This is a genomic window from Streptomyces sp. NPDC107528 (genome assembly GCF_055639295.1).
Map to the genome: position 1 here is coordinate 161,559 of NZ_JBVKAV010000012.1, position 23,652 is coordinate 185,210.

The 23,652-nt window shown below is 71.1% G+C and carries 23 protein-coding genes; 7 read left to right on the forward strand and 16 right to left on the reverse strand.

Annotated features, from left to right (window positions below; translation table 11 throughout):
* Positions 1-546: 546 nt before the first annotated feature.
* The 3 genes from rocD to ACZ7L5_RS34140 form a co-directional block, all read right to left on the reverse strand.
* The gene (rocD, locus tag ACZ7L5_RS34130) at positions 547-1,764 is read right to left on the reverse strand and encodes an ornithine--oxo-acid transaminase (RefSeq protein WP_471521760.1); all 1,218 of its coding nucleotides are present in this window, start codon (positions 1,762-1,764) and stop codon (positions 547-549) included.
* Positions 1,761-2,573, reverse strand: coding sequence for a dimethylargininase (gene ddaH / locus ACZ7L5_RS34135; protein WP_471521762.1), 813 nt, complete (start codon positions 2,571-2,573; stop codon positions 1,761-1,763). Before ddaH ends, rocD begins: the two co-directional genes overlap by 4 nt.
* A 147-nt stretch (positions 2,574-2,720) precedes the next feature.
* Positions 2,721-3,224 (reverse strand): Lrp/AsnC family transcriptional regulator, encoded by a 504-nt coding sequence (locus ACZ7L5_RS34140; RefSeq protein WP_328883134.1) that lies wholly within the window; start codon positions 3,222-3,224, stop codon positions 2,721-2,723.
* An 89-nt stretch (positions 3,225-3,313) separates the two neighbouring features.
* On the opposite strand from ACZ7L5_RS34140, the gene ACZ7L5_RS34145 reads away from it, so the two are divergent.
* Genes ACZ7L5_RS34145 through ACZ7L5_RS34160 form a run of 4 tightly spaced genes read left to right on the forward strand, consistent with a single transcriptional unit; the run spans position 3,314 to position 7,427 of the window.
* Positions 3,314-4,078: a LytR/AlgR family response regulator transcription factor gene (locus tag ACZ7L5_RS34145; protein ID WP_471521764.1), complete on the forward strand. Its 765-nt coding sequence runs from the start codon at positions 3,314-3,316 to the stop codon at positions 4,076-4,078.
* A 2-nt stretch (positions 4,079-4,080) separates the two neighbouring features.
* Positions 4,081-4,440, forward strand: a complete 360-nt coding sequence (locus ACZ7L5_RS34150) for a hypothetical protein (protein ID WP_328883136.1) — start codon at positions 4,081-4,083, stop codon at positions 4,438-4,440.
* Between the two features lie 22 nt (positions 4,441-4,462).
* Complete coding sequence (locus ACZ7L5_RS34155; RefSeq protein ID WP_471521766.1) at positions 4,463-6,175, forward strand: sodium/solute symporter; 1,713 nt, start codon at positions 4,463-4,465, stop codon at positions 6,173-6,175.
* 37 nt (positions 6,176-6,212) lie between these two features.
* Positions 6,213-7,427 (forward strand): sensor histidine kinase, encoded by a 1,215-nt coding sequence (locus ACZ7L5_RS34160; RefSeq protein ID WP_471521768.1) that lies wholly within the window; start codon positions 6,213-6,215, stop codon positions 7,425-7,427.
* Positions 7,428-7,430: 3 nt separating this feature from the next.
* Here the strand turns inward: ACZ7L5_RS34160 and ACZ7L5_RS34165 are convergent, their stop codons facing one another.
* From ACZ7L5_RS34165 to ACZ7L5_RS34195, 7 genes are all read right to left on the reverse strand, one after another.
* On the reverse strand, positions 7,431-7,601 hold the full coding sequence (locus ACZ7L5_RS34165) for a hypothetical protein (protein ID WP_328429244.1): 171 nt from the start codon (positions 7,599-7,601) through the stop codon (positions 7,431-7,433).
* 12 nt (positions 7,602-7,613) lie between these two features.
* Positions 7,614-9,515 (reverse strand): serine/threonine-protein kinase, encoded by a 1,902-nt coding sequence (locus ACZ7L5_RS34170; protein WP_471521770.1) that lies wholly within the window; start codon positions 9,513-9,515, stop codon positions 7,614-7,616.
* Between the two features lie 39 nt (positions 9,516-9,554).
* Positions 9,555-11,000, reverse strand: coding sequence for a DUF6777 domain-containing protein (locus tag ACZ7L5_RS34175; protein WP_471521773.1), 1,446 nt, complete (start codon positions 10,998-11,000; stop codon positions 9,555-9,557).
* Positions 11,001-11,067: 67 nt separating this feature from the next.
* Positions 11,068-12,018, reverse strand: coding sequence for a cytochrome c oxidase assembly protein (locus tag ACZ7L5_RS34180; protein ID WP_471521774.1), 951 nt, complete (start codon positions 12,016-12,018; stop codon positions 11,068-11,070).
* 108 nt (positions 12,019-12,126) lie between these two features.
* Positions 12,127-13,152, reverse strand: coding sequence for a 6-phosphofructokinase (locus tag ACZ7L5_RS34185; RefSeq protein ID WP_362378971.1), 1,026 nt, complete (start codon positions 13,150-13,152; stop codon positions 12,127-12,129).
* A 201-nt stretch (positions 13,153-13,353) separates the two neighbouring features.
* Positions 13,354-14,082, reverse strand: coding sequence for a type 1 glutamine amidotransferase (locus tag ACZ7L5_RS34190; protein ID WP_471521777.1), 729 nt, complete (start codon positions 14,080-14,082; stop codon positions 13,354-13,356).
* A 34-nt stretch (positions 14,083-14,116) separates the two neighbouring features.
* Entirely contained in the window at positions 14,117-15,355 is a 1,239-nt protein-coding gene (locus ACZ7L5_RS34195) for a DUF1727 domain-containing protein (RefSeq protein ID WP_471521778.1), read from the reverse strand.
* Between the two features lie 111 nt (positions 15,356-15,466).
* Here ACZ7L5_RS34195 and def point away from each other — a divergent pair, with 111 nt between their 5' ends.
* Positions 15,467-16,021, forward strand: coding sequence for a peptide deformylase (def, locus tag ACZ7L5_RS34200; RefSeq protein WP_362378977.1), 555 nt, complete (start codon positions 15,467-15,469; stop codon positions 16,019-16,021).
* 6 nt (positions 16,022-16,027) lie between these two features.
* Here the strand turns inward: def and ACZ7L5_RS34205 are convergent, their stop codons facing one another.
* Entirely contained in the window at positions 16,028-16,672 is a 645-nt protein-coding gene (locus ACZ7L5_RS34205) for a TetR/AcrR family transcriptional regulator (RefSeq protein WP_328883145.1), read from the reverse strand.
* Positions 16,673-16,852: 180 nt separating this feature from the next.
* Here ACZ7L5_RS34205 and ACZ7L5_RS34210 point away from each other — a divergent pair, with 180 nt between their 5' ends.
* Positions 16,853-18,082, forward strand: coding sequence for an acyl-CoA dehydrogenase family protein (locus ACZ7L5_RS34210; protein ID WP_384190009.1), 1,230 nt, complete (start codon positions 16,853-16,855; stop codon positions 18,080-18,082).
* A gap of 48 nt (positions 18,083-18,130) precedes the next feature.
* Here ACZ7L5_RS34210 and ACZ7L5_RS34215 read toward each other — a convergent pair whose 3' ends face one another.
* The 5 genes from ACZ7L5_RS34215 to ACZ7L5_RS34235 form a co-directional block, all read right to left on the reverse strand.
* On the reverse strand, positions 18,131-18,367 hold the full coding sequence (locus tag ACZ7L5_RS34215) for a DUF6213 family protein (RefSeq protein WP_328429254.1): 237 nt from the start codon (positions 18,365-18,367) through the stop codon (positions 18,131-18,133).
* 25 nt (positions 18,368-18,392) lie between these two features.
* The gene (locus ACZ7L5_RS34220) at positions 18,393-19,787 is read right to left on the reverse strand and encodes an NADP-dependent succinic semialdehyde dehydrogenase (protein ID WP_471521782.1); all 1,395 of its coding nucleotides are present in this window, start codon (positions 19,785-19,787) and stop codon (positions 18,393-18,395) included.
* 76 nt (positions 19,788-19,863) lie between these two features.
* A complete protein-coding gene (locus ACZ7L5_RS34225; RefSeq protein WP_471521784.1) occupies positions 19,864-20,346 on the reverse strand; it encodes an NUDIX hydrolase in 483 nt (160 codons plus the stop codon).
* Positions 20,347-20,362: 16 nt separating this feature from the next.
* The gene (locus ACZ7L5_RS34230) at positions 20,363-21,901 is read right to left on the reverse strand and encodes an ATP-dependent DNA ligase (RefSeq protein ID WP_471521786.1); all 1,539 of its coding nucleotides are present in this window, start codon (positions 21,899-21,901) and stop codon (positions 20,363-20,365) included.
* Between the two features lie 124 nt (positions 21,902-22,025).
* On the reverse strand, positions 22,026-22,949 hold the full coding sequence (locus ACZ7L5_RS34235) for an NAD(P)/FAD-dependent oxidoreductase (RefSeq protein ID WP_471521787.1): 924 nt from the start codon (positions 22,947-22,949) through the stop codon (positions 22,026-22,028).
* Positions 22,950-23,026: 77 nt separating this feature from the next.
* On the opposite strand from ACZ7L5_RS34235, the gene ACZ7L5_RS34240 reads away from it, so the two are divergent.
* Positions 23,027-23,602, forward strand: coding sequence for a helix-turn-helix domain-containing protein (locus ACZ7L5_RS34240; RefSeq protein ID WP_471521789.1), 576 nt, complete (start codon positions 23,027-23,029; stop codon positions 23,600-23,602).
* Positions 23,603-23,652: the final 50 nt, after the last annotated feature.

The window sequence follows — 23,652 nt, forward strand, 5'->3', positions numbered from 1 at the left end:
CGCGGCGGGGCCGCACGGCCGGGGCCCGGGCGGCCCGACCGGACGCCCGAAGCCCGGTCCCTGCGTGAGGAACCGGGCTGCCGTGTGCGCCGAGCTGGTTCGGTACCCGGCCAGTCGGGCGGGAGCCGGGTCTGGTGCCGGTGTTGGGGTGGCCTTGCGTGGCGGGGCTTCTTGTCGGGGTTGTGGTGGCCTGGGTGGGATGCCGGTGGCCCTGCCCCCCTTTGGGAACCGGGTTGCCGGGCCGGGTGGGGTCGGTTGGCGGGAGTCGCGTGAGGTGCCGGGTGTTGGGTGTACTTGCGCGGCGGGGCCGCACGGCCGGGGCCCGGGCGGCCCGACCGGACGCCCGAAGCCCGGTCCCTGCGTGAGGAACCGGGCTGCCGTGTGCGCCGAGCAGTTCGGTGCCCAGCCAGTCGTGCGGGAGTCGGGTCCAGTGCTGGTCTTGGGGTGCCTTTGCGTGGCGGGGCTTCTTGGTCGGGCTTGCGGTGGCCTGGCCGGGACGCCGGTAGCCCGGCCCCTGCGCGAGGGACCGGGCTGACGGGGGGCGGACTACTTCAGTACCTTCTCCAGCGTTCCCAGCGCCCCCACCAGTTCCTCCGCCGTGATGGTCAGGGGCGGGGCCAGACGGATCGTGGAGCCGTGGGTGTCCTTGACCAGGATGCCCTCGCGCATGAGGCGCTCGCCGATCTCCCGGCCCGTGCCGACCGCCGGGTCGACGTCGACGCCGGCCCACAGGCCCCGCGCACGGAAGCCGACGACGCCCTTGCCGACCAGGTCGGACAGGCCGCTGCGCAGGATCGTGCCCAGCTCGGCGGCCCGGTGCTGGAACTCGCCCGTCTCCAGGAGCCCGACCACGGCCGTGCCGACCGCGGCGGCCAGCGGGTTGCCGCCGAACGTGGAGCCGTGCTCGCCCGGCCGCAGCACGCCGAGTACGTCCCGGCGGGCCACCACCGCGGACACCGGCACGATGCCGCCGCCCAGCGCCTTGCCCAGCAGCACCATGTCCGGGACGACACCCTCGTGCTCGACGGCGAGCGTCCGGCCCGTGCGGCCGAGGCCCGACTGGATCTCGTCCGCGATGAACAGGCAGCCCTTGCGGCGGGTCAGCTCGCGCACGCCGGCCAGGTAGCCCGAATCAGGGATGAGGACGCCCGCCTCGCCCTGGATCGGCTCCAGCAGCACCGCCGCCGTCGTCTCGTCGACCGCCGCCTCCAGCGCCGCCAGGTCGTTGTACGGCACGACCCGGAAACCCGGCGTGAACGGGCCGAAGCCCTGCCGCGCGGTCTCGTCCGTGGAGAACGACACGATCGTCGTCGTACGGCCGTGGAAGTTGTCCGCCGCGACCACGATCGTCGCCTGGTCGGCCGGGACGCCCTTCACCTCGTACGCCCACTTGCGGGCCACCTTGATGCCGCTCTCCACGGCCTCGGCGCCGGTGTTCATCGGCAGCACCATGTCCAGGCCCGTCAACGCGGCCAGGCGCTCCGCGAACTCGGCGAGCCGGTCGTTGTGGAAGGCACGCGAGGTGAGCGTCAGGCGGTCGAGCTGGGCGTGCGCCGCCTCGACCAGCGCCGGATGGCGGTGACCGAAGTTCAGCGCCGAGTAGCCGGCCAGCATGTCCAGGTAGCGGCGGCCCTCCACGTCCTCCACCCAGGTGCCCTCGGCACGGGCGACGACCACGGGCAGCGGATGGTAGTTGTGCGCCAGGACCGGCTCCTCGGCGCGGATCAGATCGGCGGACGAACGGGTCTGCGCGGGCGCGGTCATGAGCGGATCTCCTGGGTGCAGCACTTGATGCCACCGCCGGCCTTGCGGAACTCCGACAGGTCGACGGGGACGGGGACATAGCCGCGCTCGTCCAGCTGGGCCGCGAGGGCCTCGGCCTGCGGCGCGATGAAGACGTGACGGCCGTCGGACACGGAGTTCAGACCGAAGGCCGCGGCGTCGTCACGGGTGGCGAGCACCGCGTCCGGATACAGCCGCGCGAGCACCTCACGGCTGCCCGGCGAGAACGCCTCCGGGTAGTAGGCGATGTTGTCGTCGTCGAGCACGAACAGCGCCGTGTCGAGGTGGTAGAAGTACGGGTCCACCAGCGTCAGGCTGATCACCGGGTGGCCGAAGAACTCCTGCACCTCGCGGTGCGCCTCCCGGGTGGTGCGGAATCCGGTGCCGGCGAGCACATAACGGCCCGTCCAGACCAGATCGCCCTCTCCCTCGCAGACGGACTCGGGCCGGTACACGTCGAAGCCCGCCGTCTTGAACCACGTGTCGTAGTGCGTGGACTCGGGGCGGCGCTCGCCGGCGTGGAAGAGGGAGCCGAAGACACGGCCACCGACGACGACGGCCGAATTCGCGGCGAAGACCATGTCGGGGAGACCGGGAACCGGCTCCAGGGTGTCGACGGCGTGGCCGTGGGAGCGGTAGGCGCTGATCAGCGACTGCCACTGCTCATGCGCCAGATCGACGTCGACGCGGACGTCGGGCTGCATCCAGGGGTTGATCGCGTACTGCACGGCGAAATGTCTGGGTTCGCAGACGAGGAAGCGCCGCCGGCGCGGCACACGGGTATCGGTCACAGAGGGGTTCCTCCGCTTCCTGCGGTGTCGATGAGGATTGACACCAAGGTAAGAAGGCACCCTGACGAGCGACAAGCAACGAAAATTGCGTGTCCACGCAGGAATGCTGCGTATTTTGCCGACCTGGCGCACGCCTGCTGCGTGCCCTCAGATTCCTGCGCCTTCCTCCGGCGCGGCGAGGCCCGCCGCGCCCGCTTCCGGACTCTCCGGGAGGAGATGGGACAACACCATCACGCTGATCGTCTTGCGGATGAACGGCTCGACACGGATGCGCTCCAGCACCTCCTCGAAGTGCTCCACGTCCCGCGCCCGCACATGCAGCAGGGCGTCCGCGCCCCCGGTCACCGTCATCGCCGCCGTGATCTCCGGATGGTTGCGGACCACCTCCGCGAGCCGCCGCGGCGGGGCCGCGCCCTCGCAGTAAACCTCGACGTACGCCTCCGTACGCCAGCCCAGCGCCGACGGCTGGACCGTGGCCGAGAACCCGGTGATCACGCCCGTGTCGCGCAGCCGGTCCACGCGGCGCTTGACCGCCGTCGCGGACAGTCCGACGCTCGTGCCGATCTCGGCGAAGCTCTTCCTGGCGTTCGCCATCAGGGCGGTGATGATCTTCCGGTCGAGTTCGTCGAAGGACGCCGCGCCGCTGTTCATGAGGGCACTGTAAGCGGCCCGACACCCAGCGCGAACGTCCGACCGGAGCACATGTCCAAGCGTGCGAATTGCTCCTACACTCCGGGTTCATGCTGCGCGCCCTGGCTGTCGACGACGAACGCCCCTCGCTGGAGGAGCTGCTCTACCTCCTCAACGCCGACCCCCGCATCGGCAGCGCGGAGGGCGCCGGCGACGCGACCGAGGCGCTGCGCCGCATCAACCGCGCCCTGGAGTCGGGGCCGGGCGGGCCGGAGGCGATCGACGTCGTCTTCCTGGACATCAACATGCCCGGCCTGGACGGTCTGGACATGGCCCGGCTGCTCACCGGCTTCGCCAAGCCGCCGCTGGTCGTGTTCGTCACCGCCCACGAGGACTTCGCCGTCCAGGCCTTCGACCTCAAGGCCGTCGACTACGTCCTCAAACCCGTCCGCAAGGAGCGGCTCGCCGAGGCGGTCCGCCGCGCCGTCGAACTGCGCGTCGCCGAGCTCCGCGACGCCGCGCCCCGCATACCCGTGAGCGAGCCCGACCCCGACCACATACCCGTGGAACTCGGTGGCGTGACCCGCTTCGTCTCCGTCGAGGACATCACCCACGTCGAGGCCCAGGGCGACTACGCCCGGCTGCACACCGACAAGGGCAGCCACCTCGTCCGCATCCCGCTGTCCACCCTGGAGGAGCGCTGGCGCTCCCGGGGCTTCGTCCGCATCCACCGCCGTCACCTCGTCGCCCTGCGCCACATCGGCGAACTCCGCCTGGACGCGGGCACCGTCAGCGTCATGGTGGGCTCCGAGGAACTCCAGGTCAGCCGCCGGCACACGCGCGAGCTGCGGGACCTGCTGATGAGGAGGCCGTGACGATGCCCCAGAACCCCGCCGAACGCCGCGTCGTCGTCACCGGCCCGCCCCGGCAGACCCGCCGCGTCTCCGGCTACTACCGGCCCCGCACCGAGATCGACGAGCAGACCACCCTGGGCCACACCTACGTCCGCTCCCTGATGCGCACCCAACTGCGCACCGCCCTCGCGGTGTTCGCCGTCCTCGGCCTGCTCATCGGCCCGCTGCCCCTGCTCTTCGCGGCGATGCCGGACGCCCGCCCCCTGGTCTGGGCGATCCTCGGCTTCGGCCTCTACGCACCGCTGGTCCTGCTCGCCCGCTGGTTCGTGCGCCGAGCCGAGCGCAACGAACGGGACTTCGTACGGCTCGTCGAAGACCGCTGAGCCCGAAAGAACCGATGCGGACGTGAACTCCAGCTACGCCGTCCCCGCCGTCGCCCTCGTCGTCCTCGCGACCGTCCTCGTCGGCGCCTTCGGCCTGCGCATCTCCCGCACCACCTCCGACTTCTACGTCGCCTCCCGCACCGTCGGCCCCCGCCTCAACGCCGCCGCGATCAGCGGCGAGTACCTCTCCGCCGCCTCCTTCCTCGGCATCGCGGGCCTTGTCCTCGTCCAGGGCCCCGACATGCTCTGGTACCCGGTCGGCTACACCGCCGGCTACCTGGTCCTGCTGCTGTTCGTCGCGGCCCCGCTGCGCCGCTCCGGCGCCTACACCCTCCCCGACTTCGCGGAGGCCCGCCTCTCCTCGCAGGCCGTACGGCGGCTCGCGGGCGCCTTCGTCGTAGGCACCGGCTGGCTGTATCTGTTGCCCCAACTCCAGGGCGCCGGGCTGACCCTGACCGTCCTCACGGGCGCGCCCGACTGGCTCGGCGGAGTGATCGTCGCCGTCGTCGTGGTCGCCATCGTCGCCGCCGGCGGCATGCGCAGCATCACCTTCGTGCAGGCCTTCCAGTACTGGCTGAAACTCACCGCCCTGCTCGTCCCCGCCCTCTTCCTGATCCTCGCCTGGCAGGGCGACGGTGCCCCCCGCCACGCCTTCGACGAACCGGCGACGTTCCGGGAACAGAGCGTCGTCCGCGTCGACGACACCGTCGACCTGAAGCTCGACAGCCCGTTGACCGTCACCGTGAGCGGCACCCTCGACGGCCATACGCACGAGGACCAGAAGGTCCGACTCCCGGCCGGCACCCACCACATCGAGGCCGGCACCCGCCTGACCTTCGACAAGGGCGCCCCCGTCCCCGACCCGGACCGCGGCGGCAGCGGCAGCCTGTCGCCGTCGCAGGCCGAGAGCCGCGGCGAACGCCCGCTGTACGCCACGTACGGACTGATCCTCGCCACCTTCCTCGGCACCATGGGCCTGCCGCACGTCGTCGTCCGCTTCTACACCAGCCCGCACGGCGTCGCCGCCCGCCGCACCACCGTCGCCGTGCTCGGCCTGATCGGCGCCTTCTACCTCCTGCCCCCGGTCTACGGCGCCCTCGGCCGCCTCTACGCCCCCGAACTCGCCCTCTCCGGAGATGCGGACGCCGCCGTCCTGCTGCTGCCCGAGCGCATGATCGGCGGCCTCGGCGGTGACCTGCTCGGCGCGCTGGTGGCGGGCGGCGCCTTCGCCGCGTTCCTGTCGACGGCGTCGGGCCTGACCATGGCCGTCGCGGGAGTACTCACCCAGGACGTCCTCCCGTCCCGCGGCGTACGCCACTTCCGGCTCGGCACGGTCCTCGCCATGGCCGTCCCGCTCGCCGCGAGCGCCCTGGTCGGCGGACTCCCCGTGGCCGACGCGGTGGGCCTCGCCTTCGCCGTGTCGGCGTCCTCGTTCTGCCCGCTGCTCGTGCTCGGCATCTGGTGGCGGCGGCTGACCCCGCCCGGCGCGGCAGCCGGGATGCTGGTGGGCGGCGGCTCCGCACTGCTCGCCGTCGCGGCGACGATGGCCGGCTTCCCGGGCTCCGGCGCCCTGCACGCGCTGCTCGCCTGGCCCGCGCTCTGGTCGGTGCCGCAGGGCTTCCTCACCATGGTGCTGGTTTCCCTGGCCACGCCGAGCCGGGTGCCGGCCGGCACGGCGGCGATCCTGGCGCGGTTCCATCTGCCGGAGGAACTTCGGGCGGAGGTGAAGGCATGAGGTGTCTCATGGCCGGACGGCGTGCGACGGAGGCGATATGAGCGGCTTCATCGCAGGCCTGTGCGTGGCCATCCTCCCGCTGCTCGCCGCAGGCTTCTGGCTCGGCCGGCGCACCGCCCGCCCCGAGAACTCCGGCGGCCTCGGCACCCCCGTCGAGCACGCCACCTTCGAGACCCTGCACACCGCCTCCCTCGCCGCGCCCCCGCTGCGCGCCGGGCTCACCGAGGAGACCGCCCGCAAGTCGGCCCGCAGGCTCCGCTCACTGCTCGGCACGGACGCGCTGTGTCTGACGGACCAGAAGGACGTCCTGGTCTGGGACGGGGTCGGCGGACATCACCGTACGGAGATCATGGAACTCCTCGCCGGCCCCCTGGAGTCGGGTCGTGGCGAGGCCTTCCCGCTGACCTGCGCCACCCCCGACTGCCCGGTGCGCTGGGCGGTGGTCGCCCCGCTCACCGTCGACGACCGGGTCCACGGCGCCCTCGTCGCCTGCGCACCCCGGGAGTCGGCCGTGCTGGTGCGCGCGGCCGGCGAGGTGGCCCGTTGGGTCTCGGTCCAGCTGGAGCTGGCCGACCTCGACCAGTCCCGCACCCGCCTGATCGAGGCCGAGATCAAGGCCCTGCGGGCGCAGATCTCCCCGCACTTCATCTTCAACTCGCTCGCGGTGATCGCCAGCTTCGTGCGCACCGACCCCGAGCGCGCCCGCGAACTGCTCCTGGAGTTCGCCGACTTCACCCGCTACTCCTTCCGCAGGCACGGCGACTTCACCACCCTCGCCGAAGAACTGCATGCCATCGACCACTACTTGGCGCTCGTGCGGGCACGCTTCGGCGACCGCCTGTCGGTCACCCTGCAGATCGCCCCCGAGGTGCTGCCGGTGGCCCTGCCCTTCCTCTGCCTCCAGCCGCTCGTCGAGAACGCCGTGAAGCACGGCCTGGAGGGCAAGGCGGCGTCCGCGGGCAGGAGCCACATCAGCATCACCGCACAGGACGCCGGCGCCGAGGCCCTCGTCGTCATCGAGGACGACGGCGCCGGAATGGACCCCGTCCTGCTGCGCCGCATCCTGGCCGGCGAGGTCAGCCCGTCGGGCGGCATCGGGCTGTCCAATGTCGACGACCGGCTCCGGCAGGTCTACGGCGACGCCTACGGGCTCGTCATCGAGACCGCCCCGGGAGCGGGCATGAAGATCACCGCCCGGCTGCCGAAGTACCAGCCGGGTGTGCACTCCGCGGGGCGGCTCACCCGGGAGTGAGGCTCAGCTGCCGCGACTGGCCACCATCCCCAGCGTGATCAGCCCCAGCACCACCCACCCGAACCACAGCCAGCCATTGCTCCCGAGCGCCACCGTGTAGGCAGTCACCACGACGAGTCCGCCGACGGTGACCACCCCCATCGCCTTGGTAGAACCGTCCGTAGAACCGGGCATCGCAACACCCTCCTAGGCTTCGTCCCCCTCCATGGTGCCCCCGTTCTGCTTCCTGACGGTGCACACGACGAAATGAGTGCCCGTCTTCCAGGCCCCCTCGCTCGTCCAGGAGCCCGCCGTGTAGACGGAAGGATCGAAGCCGTAGTCGCGTGGCGGCACCTCGCGGGCGCACGCCGTGTCCGACTCCGTGCGCGCCTCGGCCAGCGTGACGTCGGCGCCCAGTCGGGTGAACCCGAGCACCTGCTCGTCGTGCGGGCCCGTGCAGGACACCAGGCGGGCGTCCCGGCGGGAGCGGACGTCCAGACAGTCCCTGCGCTGCATGGTCGCCGTGTCTGCGAAGGCCGACCCCGGCTTCCGATGCCCGCCCAGCGGCCCGTACACCGGCCCGTGCGCGCCCAGCACCAGACAGGCGGTGCGTCGCCCGGCCGCCTCGAAGCCCGCCTCGGTCGGTACGACGGCGAAGCTGCGGACGTCCGCCAGCCTCCCGCGAACCTCCTCCGTCCGCTCCTCGCACGCCCCCGGCCCCTTCTCCCGCGCCTCGGCGGCGGACGCGGCCGAGGCGAACGCCAACACCTGCCCGTCGGGCACCTTCTCCCGGCAACCGGGATCAACACTGAGCCGGGGCGTGCCCCGGAAGGGAGCCGTGCCGGGCCAGTCGGCGAGCACGCAGTCGCCGTCCTTCAGCGCACTGCCGAGTCCGACGGTGTCGCCATACGGCCGCGCGGACCCCGTGGTGTCCGGCGACCGGGCCATGGCGTACCAGACGCCCACTCCCGCGAGGGCCAGCCCGAGGGTGCCGCCGAGGACCGCGTGGAGGATGCGGGGACGGGCTCGGCGCCGCCCGTCGGGGTCGGGACCGGGACCGGGGCCCTGTCGAACACCGTGTGCACCGGACGCGGGACCGAAGCCCGGTGGGCCGCCGGGCCGCTCGGGCATCGGCATGGGCAGGGAGCCGAGGCCCGCCGCGCCGGGCATGCGCCCAGGCGGCGCCCCGTCCCAGTGCGGCTGCGAACCCAGGTCGGTCTGTGTCCGCGCGTACGCGTCGACCTCCGGAGTGACGATCCGTGACAGCGCCGCCTCCGCCTCCACAGCGGACATCCGCAGTGCCGGATCTTTCTCCAGCAACGCCCGCAGGACGGGCCCCAGCGCCCCGGCCCGCACGGCCGGCGGGGGCTCCTCCATGACCACCGCGGTGACCTGGGCCAGATGCGACTCGCGGTCGAAGGGCCCCCGGCCCTCGACGGCGTGGTACAGCGTGCAGCCCAGCGAGAACAGGTCGGTCGCCGGCGTCGGTGCCCCGCCCGTGACCCGCTCCGGTGCCAGATAGCCCGCCGTGCCCACGAGCACCGACGCCAGCGTGTACCGCGTCTCACCGGCGTCCGGCTGCACCGAGATGCCGTAGTCCGTGAGCAGCACACGCCCGTACCGCGCCCCGGTGCGGTCCGGGGCCAGCAGGATGTTCGCCGGTTTCACGTCCCGGTGCATGATGCCCCGCTGGTGTCCGGCGGTCAGCGCGTCGAGGACGGCGAGCCCGATGCGGGCGCACTCCGCGGGTGCCAGCGGCCCGCGCTGGTCGATCAGGTCACGCAGATCGACGGCGCCCGTCACGTACTCCATGACGATCCACGGCAGCCCCTCGTGCTCCAGCACGTCATGCACCGTCACCACGTGCGGATGCCCGCGCAGCCCCGCCGCGTGCCGGGCCTCCGTACGGGCACGGGCCACCCGGGCCTCGCGCTCGCCGGCCTCGACGGGATCCCGGAACACGATCTCCTTCAGCGCTACCTCGCAGGCGAGTCTCCGGTCATGGGCGAGCCAGACATGGCCCATGCCGCCGCTGCCGAGCCGGTTCAGCAGCAGATAGCGGCCGGCGACGACCCGGCCCACTCCCGACGTCGATGATCCTGAAGGCATCCGGTGACTCCCGGGTTCTGCGGGTGCGCTACGTGGTTGTCAGACGGTCGAGCTTGCGCTGGGCCCGCCGGTGGACGGGGCGCTCGTCGCGGGCCGGCTGGTCTCGGGCGGCGGCGCGCTGCTGGTGACCGGAGCGCTGGTCGGGGCCGAGCTGGTGGTCTCCGGCGGTGAGCCGGTCGGGGACGGGGGTGGTGCGCTGGACGTGGGGTCCTTGGACGACGGGGGCTTCGCCGAGCTGGACGGCGGGTCGGAAGAGGCCGGCTCGGACGAGGGCGGCGTCGCGGAGGACGGCGGGCCCGCGGACGGGGGCCCGCTGGTGTGGCCCGGGCTGCTCGGTCCGGAGCTGACGGATCCGGAGGACGACGGCGGTGGAGCCGAGCCGGACGGCGGGGACGTGGAGGACGACGAGGACGTCGACGGCGTCGAGCCCGACGCATCCCGCGTCGACTCGGAAGACCCGGGCTCCGGCCCCGACCCCGAACGCGGGGGAGTGGACGTCCCGCTCGACGAGCCACCGGACGACGTCCCTCCGGCCACGCTCAACGTCACGTACTCCCCGAACCGCAGCTCCGTCCCGGCCGGCGGATCCGATGCCGTGACCCGGGCGTGGTCCGGCGGCAGCCCTCCGCCGGCGATGGCGGCCGCCAGCCCCTTGCCGGCCAGCCGCCGACTCGCCTGCCCGAACGTCGTCCCGGTGAGGTCGGGCACCGCACGCCGCTCCCGTGTGTCGAACTCCGTGTCGTCCTCGCCCGTGGTGCCGACGGGACGGTTGACGCCCCGGTCGGGTTCTTGGACGTCGACGAGAGCGAGCTGCTCCACTTTCCGCGTCGCGGGCCGCACGGCCACCACGGACGACCTCTCGTAGCCCTTCCACTCCTCGTTGCGGTCGTCGAACTCGACCTTTATCCGCGTCGTGTCACCCTCGAAGGGCCGCAGCGGATTTCCGCACGAGCACTTCACCGCGGGAAGCCCCCGCTCATCGACGAGAATCGCGATTCCCGTCTGCAGCAGCGCGTTGAAGGGGACGGCCTTTCCCTTTTTGTAGTCGTGGTTCTTCACGAGAGTGTCGTGACGCAGGAGTACGGGTGTGAGGCGGCCGAGATATCCCGGAATCTCTGCTGCACTGATGGAGAGCGCGGCTGCCCAGGCCTGTGCCTTGCGCTCATTGGCCGGGTCGGTGAGGAACTCCTCCAGCCGTACGACGTCGCAGATCGTCGGCTGTTTCGAACCCCCGTACAGCCCAGGAGTGTCGCCCTGTTGCAGACCGCCGTGTGCCGTCGGCGCCCGGACCTGGGCGTCCCGCCCCAGCCCCTGGTTCTCGTCGAAGAAGGGCGCGAGCGACGGAACTCCCGCGGCCACCGCCTTCACCACGGACAACGGTGTGTTCCGATCGCACCCACTGAGCGCCAGAACGAAGACCAACAGGACGGCGATCCTCCGAATCGCCGCTATTTCGGACCTGTGCACGAAAACGCGAAGCGCCATTACCGCTCCCCCCGGCGGTTCCCCCGACGCGCTTCATGCTACTGAAAGACGCAGCCTTTCGGTTTCCTCAGTTCCCGCGTGCGTTCAATGAGGCCAAATAGGCGTTGTACGCCTCGAGTTCCTTGTCACCGTCCCGGTCGGCGGCCCGGTCCTTGCGCTTGGCCTGCCGCTGCTCGGAGCCGTACCACTGGAACAGCAGCGCGATCAGCACCAGCACGGACGGAATCTCACTGAACGCCCAGGCGATGCCGCCGGCCGCGTTCTGGTCGGAGAGAGCGTCGATGCCGAGTGAGGCGGGCGGGTTCTTGAACGTCTCGACCATCGGCTCCGACGCCATCATCAACGCGATGCCGAAGAACGCGTGGAACGGCATTCCCGCGAACAACTCCAGCATCCGCATCAGATACCCCGGCCGATGCGGACCGGGATCCACGCCGATGATCGGCCAGAAGAACACCACACCCACGGCGAGGAAATGCACCATCATCGCGATGTGGCCCGTCGTGGAGCCCATCAGGAAGTCGAACAGCGGCGTGAAGTACAGCGCGTAGAGACTGGCGATGAACAGCGGAATGGTGAACGCCGGATGCGTGATGATCCGCATGTACCGGCTGTGCAGCAGGGCCAGCAGCAGTTCCCGCGGCCCCTTGCGCCCCCGCCCGGCCGGCGGCATCGCACGCAACGCCAGCGTCATCGGCGCACCGAGCAGGAGCAGAATCGGCGACAACATACTGATCACCATGTGCTGCACCATGTGCACGCTGAACATGACCATCCCGTAGTCGTTCAGCCCGGTGCACATGACCAGCATCACGGACAGCACCCCTGCGACGTACGACACGGTCCGCCCCACGGGCCACTTGTCGCCGCGCCGTGCGAGCCGCACGACCCCCCACGCATACAGCGCGAGCCCCAGCAGACAGGCGACGAGGAAGAACGGGTCCGCGGACCACGCGAGCCCCCGTCCCAGCGTGAACGGCGGCAGATCCATCATCATGCCGTGCCCGCTGTGATCCATCCGCCGGCTCCTGTTTCGTGGGGGTTGTGCAAGTCTGTCCGCAGACAGACTAGAACTGCCCCCGGTCGCCATTGCGACCGGGGGCATCAGTTCGAGGGCGAACCGGAGCTACAGCACGCACTCAGCCTCTTCGTACCGGTCCTCCGGCACGGTCTTCAGCGTCTCCACGGCCTCCGCCAGCGACACCATCACGATGTCGGTCCCGCGAAGTGCGGTCATCTTGCCGAACTCACCCCGGTGCACGGCCTCCACCGCGTGCCACCCGAACCGCGTCGCGAGGACCCGGTCGTAGGCGGTGGGCGTACCACCGCGCTGCACATGTCCGAGGATCACCGGCCGGGCCTCCTTGCCCAGGCGCCCCTCCAGCTCGATGGACAGCTGACGGGCGATCCCGGCGAACCGCTCGTGCCCGTAGATGTCCTTGCCGCCCTCGTCGAACGCCATGGAGCCGGGCCTCGGCTTCGCCCCCTCGGCCGCCACGACGATCGCGAAGCGCTTGCCCGCCTCGAACCGCGCGCCGACGACCCGGGTCAACTCCTCGATGTCGAAGGGCCGTTCCGGCACGACGATGGCGTGCGCGCCGGCCGCCATGCCGGAGTGCAGCGCGATCCAGCCCGTGTGCCGGCCCATGACCTCGACCACGAGCACCCGCTGGTGGGACTCGGCGGTGGTCTTGAGCCGGTCCAGGGCCTCGGTCGCAACGCCGACGGCCGTGTCGAAACCGAAGGTGACGTCCGTGACCGCGATGTCGTTGTCGATGGTCTTCGGCACACCCACGACGGGCAGGCCGTTGTCCGACATCAGCCGGGCCGCCTTCAGTGTGCCCTCGCCGCCGATCGGGATGATCGCGTCGAGGCCGAGCTCCTCGAGATGGCCCTTCGCCCGCTCCACGCCGTCCCGCAGATGGGAGGGCTGGACCCGGGAGGAGCCGAGAATCGTGCCGCCGCGAGCCAGGATGCCGCTCACCGCGTCGAGGTCGAGCTTGAGGTAGTCGCACTCCAGGAGGCCCTTCCAGCCGTCCCGGAAGCCGATGACCTCGTCGCCGTGGTCGACGACGGCGCGGTGCACGACGGACCGGATGACGGCGTTCAGGCCGGGGCAGTCGCCGCCGGACGTGAGGACACCAATGCGCATAGCCCGAAAAACCTTCTCAACGTGGGCCGGGACCGGACCACGCTGTCCGGCTCGAATCCCCGCCACCCTAGCGGCATCAGGGGGCGGGGCCGAACCCTGCGTCCGCCTGCTGGACGACCCCGCTCACCTGTGCGGACGCACCGTCAGACGGGCTGGTGACAGCAGGCCGGCACCCAGGTGTACGAGCAGGTGCGAGGACCGTCAGGCAGGCTGCTGCGCGGCAGCGATGCGCTCGTTGCGGAGCGCCTCGTACCAGCGGTCGTCGGTCGGCGGCAGCGCGTTCACGTCGAGCGCGAGCTTCAGCAGCAGGTCGGCGATCAGCGGGTTCCGGGCGAGCACGGGCCCGTGCATGTACGTACCGAAGACGGTGTCGTTGTACGCGCCCTCCGTACCGTCGCCCGTGCCGTTGCCGTTGCCGAAGCGGACCTTGGCGAGCGGGCGGGCGGTGGGGCCGAGGTGGGTGACGCCCTGGTGGTTCTCGAAGCCGGTCAGCGGGGGCAGACCGAGGCGGGGGTCGATGTCGCCGAGCACGTCACCGACGCACCGGGCCCCTTCACCGCGCACGGACACCACGTCGATCAGGCCGAGACCGGGCTCGCGCTGGCCGAGATCGTTGATGAACTCGTGGCCGAGGATCTGGTAGCCCGCGCACACCGAGAACACGATGGCACCGTTCTCGACGGCCCGGGACAGACCGCCGTCCCGGCGCAGCCGCTCGGCCGCCAGCCGCTGCGGCCGGTCCTCGCCGCCGCCGATGAGATAGATGTCGCCGGAGGTCGGGATCGGCTGGTCGCTGCGCACGTCGAGGCGGGCCACGTCCAGGCCGCGCTGCCGCGCCCGGCGCTCCACGACGAGGACGTTGCCCTGGTCGCCGTACGTGCTGAGCAGGTCCGGGTAGATCCAGACGACCCGCAGACTGTTGTCGCTCATGAAGTCACTGTCCTTGTGAGTACGTCTGAGTACGTCAGTTGCCGACGCGGCGGCGCAGGTCCTGGAACGCGGTGTAGTTCGCGATGACCTCGATCCGGCCCGGCGGGCACAGCTGCACGGCCTGGTCGAGGGTGTCGCAGACCTGGAACTGCTGGTTCGCGACCTCCAGCCGCACCGCGAGGTCGAGTCTGCGGTCGCCGACGACGCAGATCGGGTGCCCGGTCAGCCGCGTGTAGTCGACGTCCCACAGCCAGGAGGTGTCGGTGCCGTCGGCGCCGCGCGCGTTCACGGAGAGGATCACCGGGGTCGGCGGCGGGTCGATGAGGGAGAACGTCTCAAGCCAGCCGGCCGGATTCTTGGCGAGCAGCAGCCGCAGGTCCCGCCCCTCGAACTGCACGACGTCGTAGCGCCCCGCGACGGCCTGCACCTGGTACATCCGCTCCAGGGCGACCTGCGGCGGCACTCCGAACACGGCGGCCACGGCGGCGGAGGAGGCGGCGTTGGCCTTGTTGGCGCGCCCGGGCAGCTGGAGGTGGATGGGCCAGGCCGACCCGTGCGGGTCGAGGACGTGATCACCGGACAGCGCCCAGCTCGGCGTGGGACGTCGGAAGCCGCACTCACCGCAGAACCAGTCGTCGCCCGGCCGCTGCATCACACCGCCGCACGACGGGCAGGACCAGGCGTCGTCCTTCCACATCTGCCCGGCGGCGACCCAGATCACATTCGGGGACGAGGAGGCCGCCCACACGACCAGCGGGTCGTCGGCGTTGGCGATGATCACGGCCTTCGAGCCGGTGAGTCCCTCGCGCCAGTTCTCGGCGAGCATGCGGGTCTCGGCGGCGCGGTCCAGCTGGTCACGGGAGAGGTTGAGCAGCGCGATGCACTTGGGGTCGGTGTCCCGGGCGACCCCGGCGAGGTACTTCTCGTCGACCTCGATGACGCCGTAGCGCGCCTCCGAGCTGCCCGCGAGTGCCGAGGTGATGCCGGCCGGCATGTTCGCGCCGAGCGCGTTGGAGACGACCGGTCCGGCGGCCCGCAGGGCCTCCGCGATGAGCCGGGTGGTCGTGGTCTTGCCGTTGGTCGCCGACACCAGGACCACGTCCAGGTTCTGCGCGAGCCGGGCGAGGAGGTCGGGGTCGAGCTTGAGTGCCACCCGGCCGCCGATCACCGAACCGCTACCGCGCCCCGCGGCTCGCGATGCCGCCGCGACCGCCTTGCCCGCGGTCACGGCCAGCTTGGCCCGCGGCGAAAGCGGGTCCGAGTTGCCTGACATCAGTCCTCGATCCTCCTTGCGTACGCGCCGCGCCTCTGCCTGACGGCAACGTGGTGGTGGTCAGCCTATCGAGATCCATTCGCACTCCCGAATCGCCGTACCCTTGCGGCCATGCGAAACGGCTCGATTCCGGGCGCGCGCGGGCGCGTCCGTCCCCTCACCGTGCTCGGCGACCCGGTGCTCCAGGCGCCCTGCAAGGATGTCACCGACTTCGGTCCCGAATTGGCGACGATGGTGGAGGACTTGTTCGCGACGATGTACGCGGCGCGTGGCGTGGGCCTCGCCGCGAACCAGATCGGCGAGCCGCTGCGGGTGTTCGTGTACGACTGCCCGGACGACGAGGACGTCCGGCACCTCGGGCATGTGGTGAACCCTCGGCTGGTGGAGACGGACGGGGTGGTGCTCCGCGGCCCGGAGGGCTGCCTGTCCCTGCCGGGCCTGGAGGCGGGCACGGAGCGGTACGACCATGCGGTGATCGAGGGTTTCACGGTGACGGGGGAGCCGGTGACGATCCACGGGACGGGCTTCTTCGCGAGGTGCCTGCAGCACGAGTACGACCACTTGGAGGGCAGGCTGTACGCGGACCGCGTAACGGGCTGGCGCCACCGGCGCCTGATGCGACAGGTGGCCCGAGCCTCGTGGCACAGGCCGGCGCTGCCCACCTAGGGACCGTCAGAACCCCGGACCGCCGATCTTGTCCCCCGCCGCGGCCAACCGCCCCCACAACAGGTCGGCCAGACTGCGCACCAACTCCGCCCGCGAGCACGGTCGTTCCCCGAGCCACCAGTCACCCGCGGCATGCATCATCCCGACTATCCCGTGCCCCCATACCCGGGCCAGCTGCTGACTGCCGGGACCGAGATCCAGCCGCTCCTCGATGACGGTGGCCAGTTCCTCGCCCATCCTGCGGAGCAACGGCGCCGAGTGCTTGCCGACGTCGAATCCCGGGTCCCCCGGCTGGCCACCCTCCGCCGGATGCATCAGGAACCGGTACACCTGAGGCCGCGCCTCGATCGCCGCGAGATACGTGTCCAACGTGGCCTCGACGCGCTCACGCCGGTCCGCGGGGGCGTCCAGCGCCGCCCGCAGCGAGTCGAGCAACGCGTCCGTGTGCCGCATGGCCAACGCCGCGTAAAGTCCGCCCTTGTCACCGAAGTGCCGGTACAGAATCGGCTTCGTGATCCCCGCCTCGGCCGCGATCGCGTTCATCGAGGCCTGCGGGCCGTCGCGAAGCACCACTCTGTCGGCGGCCTCCAGCAGCTCGCGCCGACGGCGGTCGGCGGACCGCTGTTGCTCGGTCCGCTGCGTGGTGTCCATGAGCTCTCCCCACCCGTGGTGAATCGATGACGCATGCGCAAACTAACACTCAACCAGCCGGAACCATCGAACGGACTGCCGACCGGGCATCGCGGGTTGACTTTATCTACCCGCGAGTAACAAACTAAGGTTACCGCTAGTAACAAGCATCGAGCATGCACGTACGCCGCTGGAGGGGACATGGCCGAGTTCACCATGGAGCTCAACGACGAACAGAAGGAGGTCCGGGACTGGCTGCACGGCTTCGCCGCCGATGTGATCCGCCCCGCGGCCGCCGAATGGGACGAGCGTGAGGAGACTCCCTGGCCGGTCATCCAGGAGGCCGCGAAGGTCGGCATCTACTCGCTCGACTTCTACGCCCAGCAGTATTTCGACCAGACCGGTCTCGGCATCCCCATGGCGATGGAGGAGCTGTTCTGGGGTGACGCGGGCATCGCCCTGTCGATCGTCGGCACCGGCCTCGCCGCCGTCGGCGTCCTCGCGAACGGCACCGAGGAGCAGATCGGCACCTGGGTGCCCCAGATGTACGGCGATGCCAACGATGTCAAGCTTGCCGCGTTCTGCTCCTCCGAGCCCGACGCAGGCTCCGACGTGGCCTCGATGCGGACCCGTGCCGTGTACGACGAGGCCAAGGACGAGTGGGTGATCAACGGCACGAAGACCTGGGCGACCAACGGCGGTATCGCCAACGTCCACGTGGTCGTCGCGGTCGTCGACCCGGACCTGGGATCCAAGGGGCACGCGTCCTTCATCGTGCCGCCGAACACGCCCGGCCTGGCCCAGGGCCAGAAGTTCAAGAAGCACGGCATCCGTGCCTCGCACACCGCCGAGGTCGTCCTGGACAACGTGCGGGTGCCGGGTTCCTGCCTGCTGGGCGGCAAGCAGAAGCTGGACGAGCGGCTGGCGCGGGCCCGTGAGCGGGCCAGGGCGGGCGGCGGCGAGCGGGTGAAGAACGCGGCGATGGCCACGTTCGAGGCCTCGCGTCCGGCCGTCGGCGCGATGGCCGTGGGTACGGCCCGTGCCGCGTACGAGGTCGCCCTCGACTACGCGATGACGCGTGAGCAGTTCGGGCGGCCGATCATCGACAACCAGGGCGTGGCGTTCCAGCTGGCCGAGATGGCGACGCAGATCGATGCCGCGCGGCTGCTGGTGTGGCGTGCCTCCTGGATGGCGGTCAACGGGAAGCCGTTCACGGCGGCCGAGGGGTCGATGTCGAAGCTGTTCGCGAGCGAGACGTCGAAGAAGGTCACCGCTCAGGCGATACAGATCCTCGGGGGCAACGGCTACACGCGGGAGTACCCGGTGGAGCGCATGCACCGCGACAGCGCGATCTACACGATCTTCGAGGGCACGAGCGAGATCCAGCGGCTGGTGATCGCCCGTACGTTGTCGGGCATGTCGATTCGGTAGCGCCGCAGGGGTTTGCCGCAGGGCGTCCGCACGCCCTGCGGAGCTCTCCTATGGTGCGGTGCCGCTGCTGTGCGCGATGCACGCCACATCGATGCGGTCCGCGAGCTTCGCCAGCTCGATGGTCAGCGCAGCCACCGTGTCCTCGTCGAGCCCGTCCTCCCCGGCCTCGACCAGGTGCAGCCACCGACCACCCACCGTGCGCAGCAGCTTGCTCACATCGGAGGCAGCCACCTGCAAGGTCCCGCGGTCATCGACGATCAGCGGCAGAGTAACTTCGCGGTTCACACCCGGGATCGTAGTCGCGCGGCGCTCACGCACCCTGCCAAACCGTGGTGATGTTGCAGAACTCGCGGATTCCGTGCCCGGACAGCTCACGCCCGTATCCGGACCGCTTCACTCCGCCGAACGGGAACGCCGGATGGGACGCCGTCATCCCGTTGACGTACACGCTTCCGGCCTCCAGATCCCGTACGAACCGGTCGACCTCGGCCTCGTCGCGGGTCCACACATTCGAACTCAGTCCGAACGGTGAGTCGTTGGCGATCAGTACCGCCTCGTCCAGGTCGTCGGCCCGGTACAGCGTGGCGACCGGCCCGAACGCCTCCTCGCGGTGGATCCGCATCTCGCGGGTGATGCCGGCGAGCACGGTGGGCGCGTAGTACCAGCCGGGCAGCTCGGGCCGGCGGAGCTGGTGGCCGCCGCACAGCACGGCCGCTCCGCTGCGCCGGGCGTCGTCGACGAGCTCCTCCAGGTCGTCCCGCCCCCGTTCGCTGGACAGCGGGCCGACCTCCGTCTCCTCCTGCATCGGGTCGCCGACCACCAGCGCCTTCATGCCCTCCACGAACCGCTCGGCGAACGCCTCGTAGACGTCCGTGTGCACGATGAACCGCTTGGCGGCGATGCACGACTGACCGGTGTTCTGCACGCGCGCGGTCACCGCGATCTGCGCGGCGCGGTCGACGTCGGCCGACGGCATCACGACGTAGGGGTCGCTGCCGCCCAGTTCCAGGACCGTCTTCTTGATCATCTCCCCGGCGGTGGCGGCGACCGCGCGGCCGGCCGGCTCGCTGCCGGTGAGCGTGGCAGCCCTGACGCGCTCGTCGCGCAGGATCTCGTCGACCTGTCCGGAGCCGACGAGCAAGGTCTGGAAGCAGCCCTCCGTGTAGCCCGCGCGGTGGAACAGGTCCTCCAGGTAGAGGGCGGTCTGGGGGACGTTCGAGGCGTGCTTGAGGAGGCCGACGTTGCCCGCCATCAGCGCCGGGGCGGCGAAGCGGATCACCTGCCAGAGGGGGAAGTTCCACGGCATCACCGCCAGCACCGGGCCCAGGGGGCGATAGCGCACCCGCACCCGGGAGGCGCCCGAGTCCTTGACGTCGGAGTCGGGCGGCTCCTCGTCGGCGAGCAGTTGCTCGGCACGGTCGGCGTACCAGCGCATCGCCTTGGCGCACTTGGCGACCTCCGCGCACGACTGCTTGATGGGCTTGCCCATCTCGGTGGTCATCGTCCGGGCGATCTCGTCCTGGTCCCCCTCCAGGAGACTCGCGGCCTGGACCAGCAGGCGAGCCCGGTCGACGAAGCTGGTCGTCCGGTACGTGCGGAACGTGGCCTCGGCGAGCTGGAGCCTGCGCTCGATCTCCTCGGCACCCATGGCCTCGTACGTCTTGAGCGTCTCGCCGTTCGCCGGGTTCACCGTCGCGATGGGCATGACCGACCTCCTGGGAGCGGGCTGATGCTTCGACCTTCCCGCGCGGCGGTGGCTACCGCAACGCGTGTACGGCCGCTCAGGCCGAGTGCTCCGCCAGCCGGTCGAGAAACGCGGCCTGGGCCTTGACGACGACCTCGCGCGCCCGGTCGACGCCCAGCCACGCCACCCGGTCGAGCTCCGGGAACTCCTGGGTCCGCCCCGAGCGCGGCGGCCACTCCATCACGAACGTGCCGGGGACGACCGTCGCCGGGTCGAGGTCTGCCTCGACCGCCCACACCGTGACGATCTTTCCGCCCGACTGCTTGACCTCGCCGAGCGGTACGGCCTCCCCGTCGGGCGGTGCCAGACCCAGCTCCTCCTGGAACTCGCGGCGGGCCGCGTCCCAGGCGGGCTCGTCGGGTTCGTACTCGCCCTTCGGGACCGTCCAGGCCCCGGCGTCGCGCTTGGCGAAGAACGGGCCGCCCATATGGCCGAGCAACACTTCCAGACCGCCATCGGTGTGGCGGAACAGCAGCAGTCCCGCGCTGCGCTTCTCGCGCTTCCCGCCGGACGACGTCACGGCGTCACCTCCGCGGTCACGGCTTCACGTCCGGGTGGGCGGCGAGCAGGGTCTCGACCGTGTCGGCCTCCTCGGGCCGCTTGTCCTCGCGGTAGCGGACCACGCGCGCGAAGCGGAGGGTCACGCCGGCCGGGTAGCGGGTGGAGCGCTGCAGGCCGTCGTAGGCGATCTCGACGACCAGGTCGGGGCGCACGGTCACTCCCCAGCCCTGGTGTTCGACCGCGAGTTCCTGAAGCCGCTCGGTCTGCCAGCTCAGCATCGTGTCGGTCATGCCCTTGAAGGTCTTGCCGAGCATGGCGAAGGAGCCGTCCGCCGTGCGAGCGCCCAGGTGGAGGTTGGAGAGCTTGCCGGTCCTGCGGCCGTGGCCCCATTCGGCGGCCAGCACCACCAGGTCGAGGGTGTGCACCGGCTTGACCTTCAGCCAGGAGGCGCCGCGCCGACCCGCGCTGTAGGGGGCGTCGAGCGCCTTGACGACCACGCCCTCGTGGCCGCGCTTCAGGGTCTCGGCGAGGAAGTCCTCGGCCCGCGCGAGGTCCTCGGGCCCGGACACCGGGCTGCGGCGCACGCGCATCGGCTCGGGGACCAGCCGCGCCAGTTCCGCGTGCCGTTCGGCGAAGGGCAGGTCGAGCAGGTCGCGGTCGTCGACGGACAGGGCGTCGAAGAAGACCGGGGAGACGGGGACCTCCTTCGCCGCCGTCGCCACGTCCACGCGGGAGCCGACGCGTCCGGCCGTCTCCTGGAAGGAACGGGGGCGGCCCCGGCCGTCGAAGGCGATGACCTCCCCGTCCAGGATGAAGCGCTCGCCTCTCAACTCAAGTGCGGTAGCGGTCAGTTCGGGGAGCCGGTCGGTGATGTCGTCCAGGGTGCGGGTGTAGATCCGTACGGCGTCGCCGTCGCGGTGGACCTGGACGCGGATGCCGTCCAGCTTCTCCTCGACCACGCAGGCGCCGAGCTTGCCGACCGCCTCGGACACCGAGGAGGCGCTGTGCGCCAGCATCGGCAGGACGGGGCGGCCGACGGTGAGCCGGAAGCGTTCGAGGGCGGCGGGGCCGTCCGCGAGCAGGGCCTCGGCCACCGTCTGGAGCGACCCGGCGAGCATCACCGCCCGCCGCACGTCCGCCGGCGGTGCCTCTGTCGCCTGGGCCAGACCCTCCACCGCGACGGCGTCCAGGGCGCCCTGCCGCACCTCGCCGGTGATCAGCCCGAACAGGAACCGCTGCTCGTTCTCGGTGGCCGCCCCCATCAACTCGCCGACCAGACGGCCCCGTTCGGCCTGCGAACCGGTGCCTGACACCTTGCCGAGCCCGGACAGCCTGGCGTCCACCTCGCGCACCGTGAGGCTCGGCTCGGCGGCCGGGGCGACCGGGCGGCTCAGCACCTTCCAGCCGATGCCGAGCCGCCCCTGCGGCAGCCGTCCTGCCAGATAAGGGATGACGATCGGTACGTCGTCCGCCTCGGCGTCCCGGAACAGCTCCGCGAGCAGAGCGATCTTCCGGGACCGCGCGGAGGTCGCGGCGACCTCCTGGGACACCTGGGCCAGCCGGGTCAGCAGCATGCAGCCATCGTGCGACGGGCTCCGCCGGTTTACACCCCGACGAATGGGTTGCGTTTCGTCTGCGGGTGCGTTGTGGCTGGTCACGTCCATGCGGCGGAGCCGCATGTCGATGAGCCCCGCGCCCCTAGAGGGTCGCGTCGAGGTCCGCCATGAGCAGTTCCCCGTTGATGAAGGCCCCTGCCCGGTAGCCGCCCGCCGCCGCGTTCACGACCTGCTCGGCGAAGCCCATCGCGTTGCCGACCGCCCAGACACCGGGGACGGTCGTCAGGCCCGTCCCGTCGACCACGGGGTACGCGCCGAAGGGGGTCTCGGTCAGCTCGGCGCCCAGTCGTACCAGCAGATCCGTTTGCGGGACGGCGCGCGGCGCGGTGAACACGACCTCGCGCGTGTGCACCGTGCCGTCGGCCAGGCGCACGCCGCTGAGCCTGTCGTCCTCGATCAGCAGCCCGGCCACCTCGCCGGGCACCACCTGCACGCCGGCCGCCGCGAGCCTGCGCAGGTCGTCGTCCGCGAGGTCCGACTCGGCGACCTCGTGCAGGAAGAAGGTCACGTCCTTCGACCACTGCGACACCATCAGCGCCTGGTGCACGCTCAGTGCGGTGGTCGCCAGCACACCGAAGGCCTGGTCACGGACCTCCCAGCCGTGGCAGTACGGACAGTGCAGCACATCCTTGCCGAACCGCTCGGCGACGCCGGGGACCGCCGGCAGCTCGTCCTTGAGGCCGGTGGCGACGACGAGCCGCCGGGCGCGGACGCTGCGGCCGCTCGCCAGCTCGACCGCGAAGTCCTCGCCCCGGTTGACGTCCACGGCGGTGTCCCGGACGAGCTCCACGCCGTACCGGGCGATCTCCTCGCGGCCGATCGCCAGGAACTCGGCGGGGGACATGCCGTCCCGGGTCAGATAGCCCTGCATGTGCGCGGCGGGCGCGTTGCGCGGCTCGCCCGCGTCGACGACCAGCGTGCGGCGCCGGGCCCGGCCCAGGACGAGGGCGGCCGAGAGACCCGCCGCACCGCCCCCGACGACGATCACTTCGTACGTTTCGGTCATGGTGACCACCTCCACCCGGACCGTGCCGCGAAAGGCGCGGGATTGACAAACAAGTTTGCCGAAACTGCAATACCGGCATGAGTACCGACGAAGTTCTCGCGGGTGTGGGTCCCAGGCTGCGGCAGATGCGCAAGCAACGCGAGGTGAGCCTCGCTTCGCTGTCCGAGGTGACCGGCATCTCGGTGAGCACGCTCTCCCGGCTGGAGTCCGGCCTGCGCAAACCCAGCCTGGAACTGCTGCTGCCGATCGCGCGGGCGCACCAAGTGCCGCTGGACGAGCTGGTCGGCAATCCCGTCGTCGGCGATCCGAGGGTGCGCGCCACCAAACCGATCGAGCAGTACGGCCGCAAGCACTGGCCGCTGACCCGGCAGCCCGGCGGCCTCCAGGCCTTCAAGGTGCTCGAACCGCAGCGCAGGCTCGAACCGGAGCCGCGCACGCACGAGGGCTACGAGTGGCTGTACGTCCTGTCGGGCAGACTGCGGCTGGTGCTCGGCGAGCACGACGTGGTGCTCACGGCGGGAGAGGCCGCCGAGTTCGACACACGGGTGCCGCACTGGTTCGGGTCGACGGGGGAGGGGCCGGTGGAGTTCCTGAGTCTGTTCGGGCCGCAGGGGGAGCGGATGCATGTGCGGGCGCGGCCCAAGAAGCCGTGACGCACATGACTGTCTCCACAGGACTGTTCCCTGATTGGCAAGCGACCGCT

What these genes read in the sequence shown, in the direction of transcription:
- ACZ7L5_RS34190 (WP_471521777.1), bottom strand. Translation starts at nt 14,082, where the DNA reads ATGAGCGACAACAGTCTGCGGGTCGTCTGGATCTACCCGGACCTGCTC.
- ACZ7L5_RS34175 (WP_471521773.1), bottom strand. Translation starts at nt 11,000, where the DNA reads ATGGCGCTTCGCGTTTTCGTGCACAGGTCCGAAATAGCGGCGATTCGG.
- ACZ7L5_RS34160 (WP_471521768.1), top strand. Translation starts at nt 6,213, where the DNA reads ATGAGCGGCTTCATCGCAGGCCTGTGCGTGGCCATCCTCCCGCTGCTC.
- ACZ7L5_RS34235 (WP_471521787.1), bottom strand. Translation starts at nt 22,949, where the DNA reads ATGACCGAAACGTACGAAGTGATCGTCGTCGGGGGCGGTGCGGCGGGT.
- ACZ7L5_RS34185 (WP_362378971.1), bottom strand. Translation starts at nt 13,152, where the DNA reads ATGCGCATTGGTGTCCTCACGTCCGGCGGCGACTGCCCCGGCCTGAAC.
- ACZ7L5_RS34150 (WP_328883136.1), top strand. Translation starts at nt 4,081, where the DNA reads ATGCCCCAGAACCCCGCCGAACGCCGCGTCGTCGTCACCGGCCCGCCC.
- ACZ7L5_RS34140 (WP_328883134.1), bottom strand. Translation starts at nt 3,224, where the DNA reads ATGAACAGCGGCGCGGCGTCCTTCGACGAACTCGACCGGAAGATCATC.
- ACZ7L5_RS34230 (WP_471521786.1), bottom strand. Translation starts at nt 21,901, where the DNA reads ATGCTGCTGACCCGGCTGGCCCAGGTGTCCCAGGAGGTCGCCGCGACC.
- ACZ7L5_RS34165 (WP_328429244.1), bottom strand. Translation starts at nt 7,601, where the DNA reads ATGCCCGGTTCTACGGACGGTTCTACCAAGGCGATGGGGGTGGTCACC.
- ACZ7L5_RS34240 (WP_471521789.1), top strand. Translation starts at nt 23,027, where the DNA reads ATGAGTACCGACGAAGTTCTCGCGGGTGTGGGTCCCAGGCTGCGGCAG.
- ACZ7L5_RS34180 (WP_471521774.1), bottom strand. Translation starts at nt 12,018, where the DNA reads ATGGATCACAGCGGGCACGGCATGATGATGGATCTGCCGCCGTTCACG.
- ACZ7L5_RS34210 (WP_384190009.1), top strand. Translation starts at nt 16,853, where the DNA reads ATGGCCGAGTTCACCATGGAGCTCAACGACGAACAGAAGGAGGTCCGG.
- ACZ7L5_RS34195 (WP_471521778.1), bottom strand. Translation starts at nt 15,355, where the DNA reads ATGTCAGGCAACTCGGACCCGCTTTCGCCGCGGGCCAAGCTGGCCGTG.
- def (WP_362378977.1), top strand. Translation starts at nt 15,467, where the DNA reads ATGCGAAACGGCTCGATTCCGGGCGCGCGCGGGCGCGTCCGTCCCCTC.
- ACZ7L5_RS34205 (WP_328883145.1), bottom strand. Translation starts at nt 16,672, where the DNA reads ATGGACACCACGCAGCGGACCGAGCAACAGCGGTCCGCCGACCGCCGT.
- ACZ7L5_RS34220 (WP_471521782.1), bottom strand. Translation starts at nt 19,787, where the DNA reads ATGCCCATCGCGACGGTGAACCCGGCGAACGGCGAGACGCTCAAGACG.
- rocD (WP_471521760.1), bottom strand. Translation starts at nt 1,764, where the DNA reads ATGACCGCGCCCGCGCAGACCCGTTCGTCCGCCGATCTGATCCGCGCC.
- ACZ7L5_RS34170 (WP_471521770.1), bottom strand. Translation starts at nt 9,515, where the DNA reads ATGCCTTCAGGATCATCGACGTCGGGAGTGGGCCGGGTCGTCGCCGGC.
- ACZ7L5_RS34145 (WP_471521764.1), top strand. Translation starts at nt 3,314, where the DNA reads ATGCTGCGCGCCCTGGCTGTCGACGACGAACGCCCCTCGCTGGAGGAG.